This is a genomic window from Pseudomonas neuropathica, from assembly GCF_015461835.1.
Classification (GTDB): Bacteria; Pseudomonadota; Gammaproteobacteria; order Pseudomonadales; family Pseudomonadaceae; genus Aquipseudomonas; species Aquipseudomonas neuropathica.
Genome location: NZ_JACOPX010000009.1, coordinates 81,686 through 95,513, shown reverse-complemented (window position 1 = coordinate 95,513; position 13,828 = coordinate 81,686). Strand labels below are relative to the sequence as shown.

General features: G+C 58.4%; 14 protein-coding genes. 8 read left to right on the top strand and 6 right to left on the bottom strand.

What is annotated here, in order from left to right:
- Positions 1-17 precede the first annotated feature (17 nt).
- Both H8F23_RS14710 and H8F23_RS14705 read right to left on the bottom strand, forming a co-directional pair.
- The gene (locus tag H8F23_RS14710; RefSeq protein WP_194934843.1) at positions 18-1,871 is read right to left on the bottom strand and encodes an Lnb N-terminal periplasmic domain-containing protein; all 1,854 of its coding nucleotides are present in this window, start codon (positions 1,869-1,871) and stop codon (positions 18-20) included.
- Positions 1,872-1,965: 94 nt separating this feature from the next.
- Positions 1,966-2,454 (bottom strand): DUF3015 domain-containing protein, encoded by a 489-nt coding sequence (locus H8F23_RS14705; protein ID WP_007909797.1) that lies wholly within the window; start codon positions 2,452-2,454, stop codon positions 1,966-1,968.
- A gap of 301 nt (positions 2,455-2,755) precedes the next feature.
- Between H8F23_RS14705 and H8F23_RS14700 the strand changes: the two genes are divergently transcribed.
- Positions 2,756-5,194 carry a Lon protease family protein gene (locus tag H8F23_RS14700; protein WP_095048709.1) on the top strand — a complete coding sequence of 813 codons (2,439 nt, stop codon included), beginning with the start codon at positions 2,756-2,758 and terminating at the stop codon, positions 5,192-5,194.
- A gap of 313 nt (positions 5,195-5,507) precedes the next feature.
- Positions 5,508-5,822, top strand: a complete 315-nt coding sequence (locus H8F23_RS14695) for a PA4575 family protein (protein WP_194934842.1) — start codon at positions 5,508-5,510, stop codon at positions 5,820-5,822.
- A 36-nt stretch (positions 5,823-5,858) separates the two neighbouring features.
- Here the strand turns inward: H8F23_RS14695 and H8F23_RS14690 are convergent, their stop codons facing one another.
- On the bottom strand, positions 5,859-7,688 hold the full coding sequence (locus H8F23_RS14690) for a hypothetical protein (protein ID WP_194934841.1): 1,830 nt from the start codon (positions 7,686-7,688) through the stop codon (positions 5,859-5,861).
- A 158-nt stretch (positions 7,689-7,846) separates the two neighbouring features.
- Here H8F23_RS14690 and H8F23_RS14685 point away from each other — a divergent pair, with 158 nt between their 5' ends.
- From H8F23_RS14685 to H8F23_RS14675, 3 genes are all read left to right on the top strand, one after another.
- Positions 7,847-8,335 carry a TIGR00645 family protein gene (locus tag H8F23_RS14685; RefSeq protein ID WP_007909801.1) on the top strand — a complete coding sequence of 163 codons (489 nt, stop codon included), beginning with the start codon at positions 7,847-7,849 and terminating at the stop codon, positions 8,333-8,335.
- A gap of 136 nt (positions 8,336-8,471) precedes the next feature.
- Positions 8,472-8,777 carry a DUF6482 family protein gene (locus tag H8F23_RS14680; protein WP_194934840.1) on the top strand — a complete coding sequence of 102 codons (306 nt, stop codon included), beginning with the start codon at positions 8,472-8,474 and terminating at the stop codon, positions 8,775-8,777.
- 121 nt (positions 8,778-8,898) lie between these two features.
- On the top strand, positions 8,899-9,516 hold the full coding sequence (locus H8F23_RS14675; RefSeq protein WP_008078561.1) for an FKBP-type peptidyl-prolyl cis-trans isomerase: 618 nt from the start codon (positions 8,899-8,901) through the stop codon (positions 9,514-9,516).
- A gap of 131 nt (positions 9,517-9,647) precedes the next feature.
- On the opposite strand, the gene H8F23_RS14670 is transcribed toward H8F23_RS14675, so the two are convergent.
- From H8F23_RS14670 to H8F23_RS14660, 3 genes are all read right to left on the bottom strand, one after another.
- Positions 9,648-9,905, bottom strand: a complete 258-nt coding sequence (locus H8F23_RS14670; protein WP_007909813.1) for a PA4570 family protein — start codon at positions 9,903-9,905, stop codon at positions 9,648-9,650.
- Positions 9,906-10,110: 205 nt separating this feature from the next.
- On the bottom strand, positions 10,111-10,452 hold the full coding sequence (locus H8F23_RS14665) for a zinc ribbon domain-containing protein YjdM (RefSeq protein WP_016986200.1): 342 nt from the start codon (positions 10,450-10,452) through the stop codon (positions 10,111-10,113).
- Between the two features lie 125 nt (positions 10,453-10,577).
- Positions 10,578-11,546 (bottom strand): polyprenyl synthetase family protein, encoded by a 969-nt coding sequence (locus H8F23_RS14660; RefSeq protein WP_034153846.1) that lies wholly within the window; start codon positions 11,544-11,546, stop codon positions 10,578-10,580.
- Between the two features lie 239 nt (positions 11,547-11,785).
- On the opposite strand from H8F23_RS14660, the gene rplU reads away from it, so the two are divergent.
- From rplU to cgtA, 3 genes are all read left to right on the top strand, one after another.
- A complete protein-coding gene (gene rplU, locus H8F23_RS14655) occupies positions 11,786-12,100 on the top strand; it encodes a 50S ribosomal protein L21 (protein WP_003176051.1) in 315 nt (104 codons plus the stop codon).
- A 34-nt stretch (positions 12,101-12,134) separates the two neighbouring features.
- Positions 12,135-12,392 carry a 50S ribosomal protein L27 gene (gene rpmA, locus H8F23_RS14650; protein WP_003176049.1) on the top strand — a complete coding sequence of 86 codons (258 nt, stop codon included), beginning with the start codon at positions 12,135-12,137 and terminating at the stop codon, positions 12,390-12,392.
- Between the two features lie 193 nt (positions 12,393-12,585).
- Positions 12,586-13,809, top strand: a complete 1,224-nt coding sequence (cgtA, locus tag H8F23_RS14645) for an Obg family GTPase CgtA (protein ID WP_016986202.1) — start codon at positions 12,586-12,588, stop codon at positions 13,807-13,809.
- Positions 13,810-13,828: the final 19 nt, after the last annotated feature.

Here is a 13,828-nt window from a genome sequence, read left to right as displayed (position 1 = left end):
GATGGATGTGTTCGGGATCAGTAGTGATACCACTTCACTTCAAGCATGACCTCGGTTTCCGGGGTGGCGAGATGGCTGAACTCACGCTGCGCACTCAGGCGTAAACCGAGGTTGCGCGACAACTCCCACTGCTGATTCAGGCTAAGGCTACGGCGCACTTCGCCATTGAAGAAGTAATCACCCTTGGCTTCGAGGCTGAGATTGCCCAGCGGGTTTTTCCACAGCACGCCGGTATTGAAACCGCCGGCCGGGGAGACGAATTCGGCGAAGTCATTGTTGTGCTCGACGCGCACGGTGCCGAGGGCAAAACCCAATACGTCATCACCCAACGCCCAAGTGCCGCCACCGCCACCATTCACGTGGCTGACCAGCGTCTCGTCATCGTGCTTGCCCGGTACGCGCTCAAGACCACCAGTGACTTGCCACGACAGCGGTTGCAGCAGTTCATTGCGCGGTGTCAGCGAACGAATGGTCGCCAGATCCAGTTGCTGAAACTGCCATTGATTGCCCTCGTACTGACGCAGTTTCATCTGCAGGATCTCGATCTGCGCGCCGAGCGGGAAGCTCTCGGCGTTGTCGTTGAGATCGTGATACGCCATGCGCAAGCCGTACTCACCGAACGCACGGTCGCCACGGGTGCCGAGACCGGCCTGCCAGGTGCGCGATTCGTGGCCGTCTTCGGGCAAGCCCGGTTGCGGGATGTCCAGTTCGGGGGCGGGGTTCTTGTTGATCGCCCGCAGCAGTTCGAAACTGCGTTGCGCCCGTTGCGGATCACGTTCCTGGCCGTTGGCGCGGTAGCGCTCCAGACGATATGCCGCGTCGATGATCAACGCTTGACGATCGCGGGGCAGGGCTTTGAACGCCGGATTCTGCAACTGCTGTTGATCGGCGCTGACGTTCAGCACCCATTGCTGTTCGTCACTGTTCAAAGGCTCGGCACGGCTGAGCAATTCGCGCTCGCGGGACGGGCGGTATTCGATACTTTCCACCAGCCCGGCTTCCTTCACCGCTTTGACGGTGTCGGTGGGAATCGCGGTCAACGGGAATTGTTCAGTCAGACGCAGGCTCGGGCGTGCCACCTGCAGCAATTCAAGCAGACGATACGAGCAGTTTTCGTCGAAGAAGAAGTAGTCGAACTGGATCTGCTTCAACTCCCACACATGCTCGACCATGCGCGCGGTTTCTTCCTGGGTCAGGTTCAGTCGGTATTCCCACAGATCGCGGTTTTCCAGGCTGCGGTATTCCGAGAGTTTTTCCTGATAGGGCACCAGCGCGAACAACCCGGGATAGCCGCCCATCAAACCTTTCCAGGCGTACAGAATGCTGTTGTCCGAACCTTCGATGTAGGCGCCGAAGTTGATCGCGTAACTGAGCAGCGAGGTCTTGTCGGCCTGCACATCGGCCTGATCGATGCGTAGCAGGGTGTGGCCGAACATCGATGACGGACTGTTCAAGTACGCCGCCGGGAAGATCATCACCGCGCTGTGCGGCGAGACGTCCTTGAACCATTTTTTGTACTCGGCGCACTCGGGCGTCGGCAGATCGGTCAGGTTCAGTTGCGCCTTCAGCCAGCGGGTGCGTGCCGGATAAACGCATTGCGCATGTTGCTCGCCAAGGCTCGCCGGGGCGTATAGCGCTTGCACGGTGGCTTCCAGCTCATGATCGGGATGTTCATTGCCATCGGGCGCGAGAAAGAATTTCTTGTCGCTGACATAGCTGCGCCAGCCGCCAAGCTTGGCGGTTTCGTAGTGACCGAGGGAAATCCAGAAGCGGTCGTTGGCCAGTTGCTGCAAACGTTGAGGGTCGATGTGGGGCGCGGCGGACAGCGGGGCGCAGACACAGAGCGCCAGCCAGGCAAGGCGTTTGAGCATAGTCGGCAACTTGAACAGGAAAGAAATAAAGACCCAAGGAGGGCGGGCCGAAAAAACAAAACCCGCTTCCCGAAGGAAGCGGGTGGGGTCGAGCTTAAGCTTGAGTCGCGTACTTGGCCAGACGAGGATCCGATTTCAGTACGGCCAGGGTGTTGGTATGCACGTCTTCAGCGGTCACATCAGCCTTGCTGAAGATCTGCTGGAAGTGCTCGTGAGTCACAGCCGCGAAGTGCGCACGGTCTTCCGGCGCCACGCCCAGTACCACGGCATAAGTCGTCAGCGCTTCGCCGTTGCCTTTGGCCATGTCTTCGGACAGCTCGTTCATCATGCCATTCATGGCAAACCAGGATTTGCCGCCGTAGGTCAGCGACGCGTTGGTCGAGCAGCCGTTGGTGCCGGACGTCATCCCGAAGGTGGCGTTACCGGACGTGCCGTTGGTGGTGGAAGCGAGGAAGTGCGCCGGGGTGCCACGCTGACCTTCGAACAGCATGTTGCCCCAACCGCAATCCGGACCGCCTGGAGCTTGCGCCATTGCGTTGATGGATACAGCGGTGAAGAGAGTACCGAGAAGAATCCGTTTCATAGCTTTGTTCTCTTTATGTGCATACCAATGGACAGGGTTCTGGCCCCCCAAGCTCTGTACGAAACAGATCAAAACGAAGCCAGTGGGCCGGTATTAGTTCCAGCCGCGCAGTTTGGAGTTTAGGCATGTTCCTGCGGTTCCGTGATTTTTTACAAAAGATTCGCTAATGACCCCGGTTTCAGGGGGGCTGCTGTGCAGAGGCGCGGTTGTCTATGCTTTGTCGTATGGCGCGCCTTGCCAGTGGGGCACAGGCAGCGCCAGAATGCCGCTATCTGCCCCGCCTGATTGTTAAGGAAGCCCGATGCCTGATCCTGTTGCTGCCAGCTTGCGTCTCGCGCCCGAAGCGCTGACCCGTCCGTTTTCCGCTGAACAGTTCAGCTTCACTACCACCAATGATCTGGAGCCCTTTCGCGGTGTGCTCGGCCAGGAACGCGCGGTCGAAGCCTTGCAGTTCGGTGTGGCCATGCCACGCCCCGGTTACAACGTATTCGTCATGGGCGAGCCCGGCACTGGTCGTTTCTCGTTCGTCAAACGCTACCTGAAGGCCGAAGGCAAGCGCCTGCAGACCCCGGCGGACTGGGTCTACGTCAATAACTTCGATGAGCCGCGCGAGCCGCGTGCGCTGGAACTGCCTTCGGGCACGGCCGGCGCATTCATCGGTGACATCAACGGTTTGATCGACAACCTGCTGGCGACGTTTCCAGCGGTGTTCGAGCACCCGTCCTATCAGCAAAAGAAAAGCGCCATCGACCGTGCATTCAACCAGCGCTACGACAAGGCCCTCGACATCATCGAGCGCCTGGCCCTGGAAAAAGACGTTGCCCTGTATCGCGACAGCAGCAACATCGCCTTCACGCCGATGCTCGACGGCAAAGCACTGGACGAAGCGGAATTTGCCCAGTTGCCGGAAGCCGATCGTGAGCGATTCCACGATGACATTTCCGGCCTCGAAGAGCGCCTGAACGAAGAACTCGCCAGTCTGCCGCAGTGGAAGCGTGAGTCGAACAATCAACTGCGCTCGCTCAACGAAGAAACCATCACCTTGGCCTTGCAGCCGTTGCTGTCGCCGTTGTCGGAGAAGTACGCCGAGAACGCTGCGGTCTGCGGTTACCTGCAAGCGATGCAGGTCTATCTGCTGAAAACCGTGGTCGAGCAACTGGTTGACGACAGCAAGACCGACGCCGTCGCGCGCAAGCTGCTGGAAGAGCAATACGCGCCGAGCCTGGTGGTCGGTCATCCGTCCAGCGGCGGGGCTCCAGTCGTTTTCGAGCCGCACCCGACTTACGAAAACCTCTTCGGCCGCATCGAATACACCACCGATCAGGGCGCGCTTTACACCACCTATCGCCAGTTGCGTCCGGGTGCCTTGCACCGCGCCAACGGCGGTTTCCTGATTCTTGAAGCGGAAAAAATGCTCAGCGAGCCGTTCGTGTGGGATGCGCTGAAACGCGCCCTGCAATCGCGCAAGCTGAAAATGGAATCGCCGCTGGGCGAGATGGGCCGTTTCGCCACCGTGACGCTCAACCCGCAGCACATTCCGTTGCAGGTCAAAGTCATCATCATCGGTGCGCGGTCGCTGTACTACACGCTGCAAGATCTCGATCCGGACTTCCAGGAGATGTTCCGTGTTCTGGTCGACTTCGACGAAGACATCCCGATGGTCGACGAGAGCCTGGAGCAATTCGCCCAGCTGTTGAAAACCCGTACTTCGGAAGAAGGCATGGCGCCGCTGACCGCTGATGCGGTAGCGCGCCTGGCGACTTACAGCGCACGTTTGGCCGAGCACCAAGGGCGTTTGTCGGCGCGCATTGGTGATCTGTTCCAACTGGTCAGCGAGGCGGATTTCATTCGTCATCTGGCCGGCGATGAGATGACCGATGCCGGGCATATAGAACGTGCGCTGAAAGCCAAAGCCACGCGCACCGGGCGTGTGTCGGCGCGGATTCTCGACGACATGCTCGCCGGGATCATCCTGATCGACACCGATGGTGCGGCGGTCGGCAAGTGCAACGGTCTGACCGTGCTCGAGGTCGGCGACTCGGCGTTCGGTGTGCCGGCGCGGATTTCTGCCACGGTGTATCCGGGTGGCAGCGGCATTGTCGACATTGAGCGTGAGGTCAACCTCGGCCAGCCGATTCACTCCAAAGGTGTGATGATCCTAACCGGGTATCTGGGCAGCCGTTATGCCCAGGAATTCCCGCTGGCGATTTCCGCGAGCATCGCGCTGGAGCAGTCGTACGGTTACGTCGACGGCGACAGCGCGTCGCTGGGCGAGGCGTGCACGCTGATTTCGGCGCTGTCGAAAACCCCGCTCAAGCAGTGCTTTGCGATCACTGGTTCGATCAATCAGTTCGGCGAAGTGCAGGCGGTGGGCGGGGTCAACGAGAAGATCGAAGGCTTCTTCCGGCTCTGCGAAGCGCGCGGGCTGACTGGCGAGCAGGGCGCAATCATTCCGCAGGCCAACGTGGCCACGCTGATGCTTGATGAGAAAGTGTTGGCGGCGGTGCGTGCCGGGCAGTTCCACGTGTACGCGGTGCGCCAGGCCGACGAGGCGTTGAGCTTGCTGGTGGGTGAACCGGCCGGTGAACCGAATGCCGATGGCGAATTCCCCGAAGGCAGCATCAACGCACGGGTGGTCGAGCGCTTGCGCGACATCGCCGAGATGATCAGCGAAGAAGACCTCAAGGAAGCCGAAAAAGAGTTGGCCCAAGAAGCGCTGGCCGAGGCCAAACCGGCTTAAGCCTGGCGCGGTCAAACTACTGTAGGAGTGAGCCTGCTCGCGATAGCGGAGTGTCAGTCGGCGAATAAGTTGCCTGGCACACCGCTATCGCGAGCAGGCTCACTCCTACATTGGCCTTTGTGGTGATCTTCGGAAAATTCGCCACAACTCTGACGCCAATATTCACACAATGACCATTCGGCGCCTTCTGGTTCCATTCGGCTTGCGCAGCGGACTTTTCTTCTATTCTCAGCTCAAGGATATCGACAGTATCACTGGATCGAGCCAGTCCTCCCGTGAGGGCTGAATACCGGCTTCACCGAGGGTCGCCGCCATGTCGCGCAACCTCTGTCTCACCCGTCAATGCCTGGGTCTTGTGACCCGTATCGAATGCGCCATCAAGCCGTTGGCCGGCGATAACGGCATGTGGACGCTGCTCTTCGCCGCCGGCATGGCCGGTGAGCAACCTTCCGCCATCAAGGCCCAAGGCCCGTTTCATGGACCGGTCGCCGCCGAATCGATACTCGACACCATCGTTGAAAGCCTGACCTTGCACGGCTATGAACTGGCCGATGATCCGCAGATCTGGAGCCTGCACCTGCAAGCCCAGTTGCGGCAGATCAACGGTGGCCGTAGCCGCGCCCTGTAGGCACTGCCGCAGGCTGCGATCTTTTGATGTGGTTCTTCAATGGGCAGCCTCAGGCACCTGCGCCCTGTCGAGTTTGACCTCAAAGCCGTATTGCACAGTGGCGAGGTCGGTGCGCTGATAGGTTTCTACGTGCGTCGGGCGGCCATAAAAATAGTGCACGCCGAACAGCGCCGGGCCTTCTGCGCTCGCATCGTGGCTGACAGAAAGAATCTGCTTGAGGTAGTTGCCGCTGTCGTCTTTGACGAAGAAACGCCATTCGTTGGGCGGAAACAATTTCAGGTCCGCCACCAGCAGATTGTTCTTGATCTCCAGACCTTTGGGCAAGGACTTGGCGTCGTATGCCTGCTTGGCCACAGTCGCGAGAAACAGCGGCATTGAACCGACGGCGATCGCCGGGGTTTCCGGGAACAGGTTCAGGTCGTAAGTGATCGTCGCGCGCAGCGGATCGACCTGGTACGCCTCGGGCGGCAGTTCGATCGGTTCATCGAGTTTGCCGCTGCGTTTTTCGGTAAAGAACGTGACAGGGCTGACCCCCGGGCTGAAGTCATCGCCCAGCAGTTCATCGTTGAACGTACGGCGATGGGAAAACTCGATGCGTGCAGCGCTCGGTTCTTCAACGTATTGATGAATGCGAATGCCTGCCTTCAGTTGCTCTTCGGTCAGGCTCGCACCCTTGAGCCAGTTGGCTGCCAGATCGTCGTAGACCGTCACTGGCAGATCCAGCGGTTGAATGGCCTTCTGCGTCGTATGTTGATTGAACGTGCGAATCGGCAGATCCAGCGATTTTCGCGTCACCGTCGCCGAGGAGAAGTCGAGCACGCTGACTTCCAGAGTGTCGATCGGGCCATTGAAATAGACCTTGTTATAGCGACGCGGGTGCTTGTCCTCGAATGCCTGTTGCTCTTCGGTGAGTTGCTTTTCCAGCGCATCGCTCCAGCCCTTCTGCTGTTGCAGGTAGGCCAGTTGTTTTTCATAGAAGGCCACTTGCTCCGGACTCTCGTTGATCGAGCCGGCGCGTATCAGGTATTGCCCGGTCTTGTCGCGGGCCTGGACGATCAGCGGATTGAGCTGCGTCTCTGCGACTTCCGCAGCCAGTGGCAAATTGTTGCTGAACTCCACTTCGGCGTAGTTGTTCTCGAGCTTCAGCAGTTTGACGCTGAGGTTGTCGTTACTGCGGGTCTGACCGACGTCTTTTTGCGTCAGGTCGAAGCTGTACAAGCGGCGCGGTGCGATGACTTCGATCTGGCCTTGCAGGCTGACCGGTTGCGGCAGGGACTTCTTGTCCACGTCCAGTCCGTCAATGAACGGGTAGGTTACGGTCAGGTCGTCGGGGTTGGTGACGTTGGAGCTGGAGGGGCTGAGCTGAATGCCCGGATCGGTTTCCGACCATTCCGGCTGATAGGCGATCACGCGTTTGTTGCTCAACGTCACCGACTGCCATTCCACACCGTGTGGAAACAAGAAGCCGCCGGGAATGTTCAGGTTGAACGGGAACACCGGTTGCAGATCGGTGAGGTAATCGGAGCTGGCATCCTTGTGCAGCACGAACAGGCCGTTGATAAACGTATCGACCAGCGTCTGCGGGGCAGGGTAGTGCTTGAGCACGGCGAGCGCGTCTTCACCGTATTCGGTGCGCGACGGATTGTCGTTGAGCTTGAGTTGCGCGCGTTCGAGCAGCAGCAGTGAGCCGCCGAGTTCGGTGATGGCGTCCTTGAGCTTGGAGTCGGTGATGGCGTCCAGTGACTGTTCGAACGTTGCCGTTTTTTCTTCAAGGCTGGTGGCGTGTTTTTCGTCGCCGGGCGAGCAACCGCTGATCAACAGAGCAAGGCAAATTCCGGCCATCGTTATCGGTAATCGCACATCCATTTCCACACGTCCTGTCTGCAGTCACTGGGCTGTCAATGGTTTCGACACTAGCAGAAAAAATCATCCACACGCGCAGGTGGCGGATTTTCGGGCAGTTTCTGGCTGTCACAGGGGGCTGGTATACTCGCCGCCATTTCCACCCCCTTGTGTGAGATTCAATGGAACGCTTTATCGAAAATGCAATGTACGCCTCGCGCTGGCTGCTGGCGCCAATCTATATCGGGCTCTCGCTCGGGTTGCTGGCGCTGGCACTGAAGTTTTTCCAGGAAGTGTTCCACATCCTGCCCAACGTTTTTTCGATGGCCGAGTCGGAACTGATTCTGGTGCTGCTGTCGCTGATCGACATGGCACTGGTCGGCGGCCTGCTGGTGATGGTGATGATTTCCGGCTACGAGAACTTCGTCTCTGAACTGAACATCGACGAAGGCAAGGAAAAGCTCAGCTGGCTCGGCACCATGGACTCTTCTTCGCTGAAGATGAAAGTGGCGGCCTCGATCGTGGCGATCTCTTCGATCCACTTGCTGCGCATCTTCATGGATGCCAAGAACGTCGATCCCGAGCACTTGATGTGGTACGTGATCATCCACATGACCTTCGTCGTCTCGGCGTTCGCCATGGGTTATCTGGATAAGGTCACCAAGCACTGATCAGCCATTGATCGCTGCAAAAAACACCGCCCGTCTGTTGCGAAACAGACGGGCGGTGTCGTTTGTGGCTTGTGCTTTGGTGCGCGCGAGCATATCCCTGTAGAGGTCCTGACTCGCCACTTTGTGAGGTGCGTTCATGAACCTGCAAGAGCTGAATGCGTTTGCCATCGCCAGGAAGGTCGATGAGTTGAACCTGATCTCCATGGAGGGCGGGATTTATCTGCTCGAAGCGCGGATGCACGGGGCGGCATATCCGTTGAGTGACCCCAAAGGCAAGATGCTGACCCTGCGATCAGTGGAGCATGCGCGGGATCTGTTGCATGCGTTTCCGGTGCTGCCCTTCAATCTTGTCCACACCTTGGTGCATGACGAAATGTGCGGCCTGGGCGGCAGTATCGATGAATGCCTGAAGGTGCCGCTCGCCTGGCGTTCAGCCCTGTAGGCCTTGCGCCCCATCGCCGGGCATCTGTGCTAGTCTGCTCGCCCTTTTGGTTCCGGGCGCGCCGGGACGCGCTGTGCTCGCACGGCAAGTCTTGTGGCCGTCCGCACAGCGGAGCAGTGTCATGTCCGAAGTAAATCTGTCCACCGACGAAACCCGCGTCAGCTACGGCATCGGCCGTCAACTGGGCGACCAGCTGCGCGACAACCCGCCACCTGGCGTTAGCCTGGACGCGATCCTGGCCGGTCTGACCGACGCTTTCGCCGGTAAGGAAAGCCGTGTGGGTCAGGAAGAAATGTCCGCCAGCTTCAAGGTTATCCGCGAAATCATGCAAGCCGAAGCCGCTGCCAAAGCTGAAGCCGCTGCTGGCGAAGGCCTGGCTTTCCTGGCTGAAAACGCCAAGCGTGACGGCATCACTACCCTGGCTTCCGGCCTGCAATTCGAAGTGCTGACTCAGGGCGAAGGCGCCAAGCCGACCCGTGAAGATCAAGTACGTACTCACTACCATGGCACACTGATCGACGGCACTGTGTTCGACAGCTCCTACGAGCGTGGCCAGCCTGCAGAATTCCCGGTTGGCGGCGTGATCGCTGGCTGGACCGAAGCCCTGCAACTGATGAACGCCGGCAGCAAATGGCGTCTGTACGTGCCGAGCGAACTCGCTTACGGCGCTCAAGGCGTCGGCAGCATCCCGCCGCACAGCGTTCTGGTATTCGACGTCGAGCTGCTGGACGTTCTGTAAGACCGGGCCTGCCTTGATGGCGGGCTAATGTGGGAGCCAGCCTGCTGGCGATAGGGTCGACCGGGTTTTCCTTCAGGACCGCGTTGATACCATCGCCAGCAGGCTGGCTCCCACAGTTTTTTGGGTGATGCTCATAGTTCTATCTTGTGCTGCAGTTCACTGGTCGGGCGCAAGGCCCGGGCGTAGCAGAACAGGAACAGATTGCGCACCAGTTCCTTGAGCACCAAAGGCTCGCTGGAATTCAGGCTGCTGACGTCCAGATCCCCTTGATCCTGCAGTTCATGCAAGGCTTCTTCTTCAAGCACCGCACAGACTTCACCGGTTTCCCGATGGAGGATTCTGAGGTAAGGGTGTGGGCGATCCAGCCAGGCGTCGATTAGATAAGTCATGGTTCTCATCTCCATTGAAGGTGTTTGATGAGAATAATTCTTATTATCTAAATAGCAAGCGCCTATTGGCAGATTCTGATTTTTTCCGGGTAAAGATTGCGTAAGGTCAAAGCGGCTGGCGTTTGGCTATTGCGCGGTTTTGCTGGGATAGAGCGGGAGGGCAAAGCACCATCCCACGCCTGGCGCGGGATGGATGACAGCGGAATCAGACCTTTCTGACGAACTCGGATTTGAGCTTCATCGGGCCGATGCCGTCGATCTTGCAGTCGATGTCGTGGTCGCCATCGCACAGACGGATATTCTTGACCTTGGTGCCAACCTTGACCACCAGCGAGGTGCCCTTTACTTTCAGATCCTTGATCACGGTGATGGTGTCGCCGTCCTGCAGGACGTTGCCGACCGAATCTTTCTTCACGGCATCATCAGACGCCACTTCGGCTTCGCCGCTGGCGGACCACTCGTGGGCGCACTCCGGGCACACCAGTTGGGTACCGTCTTCGTAGGTGTATTCGGAATTGCATTTCGGGCAGGGTGGCAACGTGCTCACTAAGGCTCCTTGGGTATGGATCGCTAAAAGTCGCACATTGTATAGGGTTTTAATCGCGAGAGGACAGCCAACAAAAAGCCGCAGGCTTCGAAGGAAGGCTGCGGCTTTTGATGATGCGGGCAGAATCAGTGCGTACGGGCGACCGCAAACTCGCTCAGTTCTACCAGCGCATCGCGGTATTCACTGGCCGGCAGCGCTTCAAGGCACTTGATCGCACGGGCCACGTAATCACGGGCCAGTTGCGCGGTGTATTCCAGCGAACCAGAAGCTTCCACGGCAATGCGGATGCTTTCCAGATCTTCGATCCCGCCTTTCTGGATCGCCTGACGCACCAGGGCAGCCTGTTCAGCCGTACCTTCGCGCATGGTGTAGATCAGCGGCAGAGTCGGTTTGCCTTCGGCCAGATCGTCACCGACGTTCTTGCCCAGGGTTTCCGCGTCGCCCTTGTAGTCGAGCAAGTCGTCGACCAACTGGAACGCCACACCGAGGTGATCACCGAAGGTGCGCAGGGCTTCGCTCTGCTCAGCGGTAGCGCCGGCCAATGCAGCGGCGCTGTGGGTCGAAGCTTCGAAGAGCATCGCGGTCTTGCCGCGGATGACTTCCATATAGGTTTCTTCGGTGGTGCTGGCGTCGCGTACCTTGGACAGTTGCAGTACTTCGCCTTCAGCGATGATGCGCGTGGCCTGGGACAGGATCTTCATCACCGGCATCGAGCCCAGTTCAACCATCATTTCGAACGAGCGCGAGTACAGGAAATCGCCGACCAGCACGCTCGGGGCGTTGCCCCACATGGCGTTGGCGGTCGAGCGGCCACGGCGCATGCCGGACATGTCGACCACGTCGTCATGCAGCAGGGTGGCGGTGTGCAGGAATTCGATGGTGGCGGCCAAAAGGCGCATGTCGTCGCCTTCGCGACCCAGGGCCTTGCCACAAAGCAACACTAATAAAGGACGCAGACGTTTGCCGCCGGCCGAGGTGATGTAATCGCCGATTTTCGATACCAGCGGTACTCGGGAAGTCAGCTGCTTCTTGATGATGCCGTCGACGGCGCTAAAATCGTCCGCCACCGCGCGGTAGAAAGCTTGGGGTTGCATCAGCGAGAGTCGCTCCAGAAGGGTTGCGCGGCATGCTAGGACCCCCGTCCAGACCTGTCAAGGCGCGATGGACGGCTACTTGCAAGCCTGCCGCGCCTTGCGTACAATCGCGCACCCTGAACTTCCTGGGCAGCACCTGCCTTACGCAATTGCAACGGGCCTTCCAGCCTTATGCAGCCATGCCAGCCAATACCTCTTCTTATAAAGAGCTGGGTGAGCAGGATTATCGGAGAAATACCATGTCTTATGCAGTAATCGTTACTGGCGGCAAGCAGTACAAAGTCGCCCCGGGTGAATACCTGAAGATCGAAAAACTGGAAATCGCTACCGGCGAATCCGTTACCTTTGATCGCGTTCTGTTGGTTGCCAATGGCGACGACGTGAATATCGGCGCTCCAGTTGTTGCTGGCGCTACCGTTGTGGCTGAAGTGATCTCCCAAGGTCGTCACGATAAAGTCCGCATCATCAAGTTCCGTCGCCGTAAGCACCACATGAAGCGTATGGGCCACCGCCAGTGGTACACCGAGATCAAAATCACCGGTATTCAGGCTTAATTTCAGCCTAATTCCTCACTAGGAGAATTGACTCATGGCACACAAAAAAGCTGGTGGTAGTACCCGTAACGGTCGCGACTCAGAAGCCAAACGCCTTGGCGTTAAGATGTATGGCGGCCAGAAAATCATTCCGGGCAACATCATCGTGCGTCAGCGCGGCACCCAATTCCACGCTGGCTACGGCGTTGGCATGGGTAAGGATCACACCCTCTTCGCGAAAATCGAAGGCGTGATCAAGTTTGAAGTAAAAGGCGCGTTCAACCGCCGTTACGTGAGCGTTGTCGCAGCTTAATTGCGCGATCGCTGGAAAAGCCCTGTCTCGCGACGGGGCTTTTTCGTTTGTGGGGTGAGTCTCTTGCAAAACTGTTTGTATGGGCTGTCGGCGTGCGATACATGTCGTGTTTTGGGGTCGCTGCGCTCATTTTTGCAAGAGTCTTATGTCTTGATTGTTTTTCGGCTCGTCCGTACGGCGAGAGGCGTTGGTTATGAAGTTTGTTGATGAAGTATCGATTCGCGTAAAGGCTGGTGACGGCGGCAATGGCGCCATGAGTTTCCGTCGGGAAAAATTCATCGAAAACGGTGGCCCGAACGGCGGTGATGGTGGTGACGGCGGTTCCATCTACATGATGGCTGACGAAAACCTCAACACCCTGGTCGACTACCGTTACACCCGGCACTTCGATGCCGAGCGTGGCTCCAATGGTGGCAGCACTGACTGCACCGGCAAGAAGGGCGAAGACCTGATCCTGCGCGTGCCGGTCGGCACTACGGTGATCGACTCTGCTACTCAGGAAGTGATTGGCGACCTGACCAAGGCTGGCCAGAAACTGATGGTAGTGCAGGGTGGTTGGCACGGTCTGGGTAACACCCGTTTCAAATCCAGTACCAACCGTGCGCCGCGTCAGACCACGCCGGGTAAGCCGGGTGAGCAGCGCGACCTGAAACTGGAAATGAAAGTGCTGGCTGACGTTGGTCTGCTGGGCTTGCCGAACGCCGGTAAAAGTACCTTTATCCGTTCGGTCTCGGCCGCCAAGCCGAAAGTCGCCGACTACCCGTTCACCACGCTGGTGCCGAACCTCGGTGTGGTCAGCGTTGATCGCTGGAAGAGCTTCGTCATTGCCGATATTCCAGGTCTGATCGAAGGTGCTTCCGATGGTGCTGGCCTGGGTATTCGTTTCCTCAAGCACTTGGCGCGTACGCGTCTGTTGCTGCACCTCGTCGATATGGCGCCGCTGGATGATTCCAGCGCACCGGATGCCGCTGAAGTGATCGTCAACGAACTGATCAAGTTCAGTCCGTCCCTGGCTGAGCGTGATCGCTGGCTGGTGCTGAACAAGTGCGACCAGATCCTTGAAGAAGAGCACGATGAGCGCGTCAAGGAAATCGTTGATCGCCTCGAGTGGACCGGTCCGGTCTATGTGATCTCGGCGATCGCCAAGATCGGTACCGAGCGTCTGTGCCACGACATCATGCGTTACATGGAAGACCGCGCCGATCGCCTGGCCAATGACCCGGCTTACAAGGAAGAGCTGGCCGATCTCGATCAGCGCATCGAAGACGAAGCCCGCGCGCAGTTGCAGGCGCTGGATGACAAGCGTGCCCTGCGTCGCAGCGGTGTGAAGTCGGTCCATGACATCGGCGACGATGATTGGGACGAAGAAGATGTGGATGACGAAGACGGTCCGGAAATCATTTACGTGCGTGACTGATTCGTTGGGTAGGAGCTGC

What these genes read in the sequence shown, in the direction of transcription:
- H8F23_RS14710 (WP_194934843.1), bottom strand. Translation starts at nt 1,871, where the DNA reads ATGCTCAAACGCCTTGCCTGGCTGGCGCTCTGTGTCTGCGCCCCGCTG.
- H8F23_RS14705 (WP_007909797.1), bottom strand. Translation starts at nt 2,454, where the DNA reads ATGAAACGGATTCTTCTCGGTACTCTCTTCACCGCTGTATCCATCAAC.
- H8F23_RS14700 (WP_095048709.1), top strand. Translation starts at nt 2,756, where the DNA reads ATGCCTGATCCTGTTGCTGCCAGCTTGCGTCTCGCGCCCGAAGCGCTG.
- H8F23_RS14695 (WP_194934842.1), top strand. Translation starts at nt 5,508, where the DNA reads ATGTCGCGCAACCTCTGTCTCACCCGTCAATGCCTGGGTCTTGTGACC.
- H8F23_RS14690 (WP_194934841.1), bottom strand. Translation starts at nt 7,688, where the DNA reads ATGGATGTGCGATTACCGATAACGATGGCCGGAATTTGCCTTGCTCTG.
- H8F23_RS14685 (WP_007909801.1), top strand. Translation starts at nt 7,847, where the DNA reads ATGGAACGCTTTATCGAAAATGCAATGTACGCCTCGCGCTGGCTGCTG.
- H8F23_RS14680 (WP_194934840.1), top strand. Translation starts at nt 8,472, where the DNA reads ATGAACCTGCAAGAGCTGAATGCGTTTGCCATCGCCAGGAAGGTCGAT.
- H8F23_RS14675 (WP_008078561.1), top strand. Translation starts at nt 8,899, where the DNA reads ATGTCCGAAGTAAATCTGTCCACCGACGAAACCCGCGTCAGCTACGGC.
- H8F23_RS14670 (WP_007909813.1), bottom strand. Translation starts at nt 9,905, where the DNA reads ATGACTTATCTAATCGACGCCTGGCTGGATCGCCCACACCCTTACCTC.
- H8F23_RS14660 (WP_034153846.1), bottom strand. Translation starts at nt 11,546, where the DNA reads ATGCAACCCCAAGCTTTCTACCGCGCGGTGGCGGACGATTTTAGCGCC.
- rplU (WP_003176051.1), top strand. Translation starts at nt 11,786, where the DNA reads ATGTCTTATGCAGTAATCGTTACTGGCGGCAAGCAGTACAAAGTCGCC.
- rpmA (WP_003176049.1), top strand. Translation starts at nt 12,135, where the DNA reads ATGGCACACAAAAAAGCTGGTGGTAGTACCCGTAACGGTCGCGACTCA.
- cgtA (WP_016986202.1), top strand. Translation starts at nt 12,586, where the DNA reads ATGAAGTTTGTTGATGAAGTATCGATTCGCGTAAAGGCTGGTGACGGC.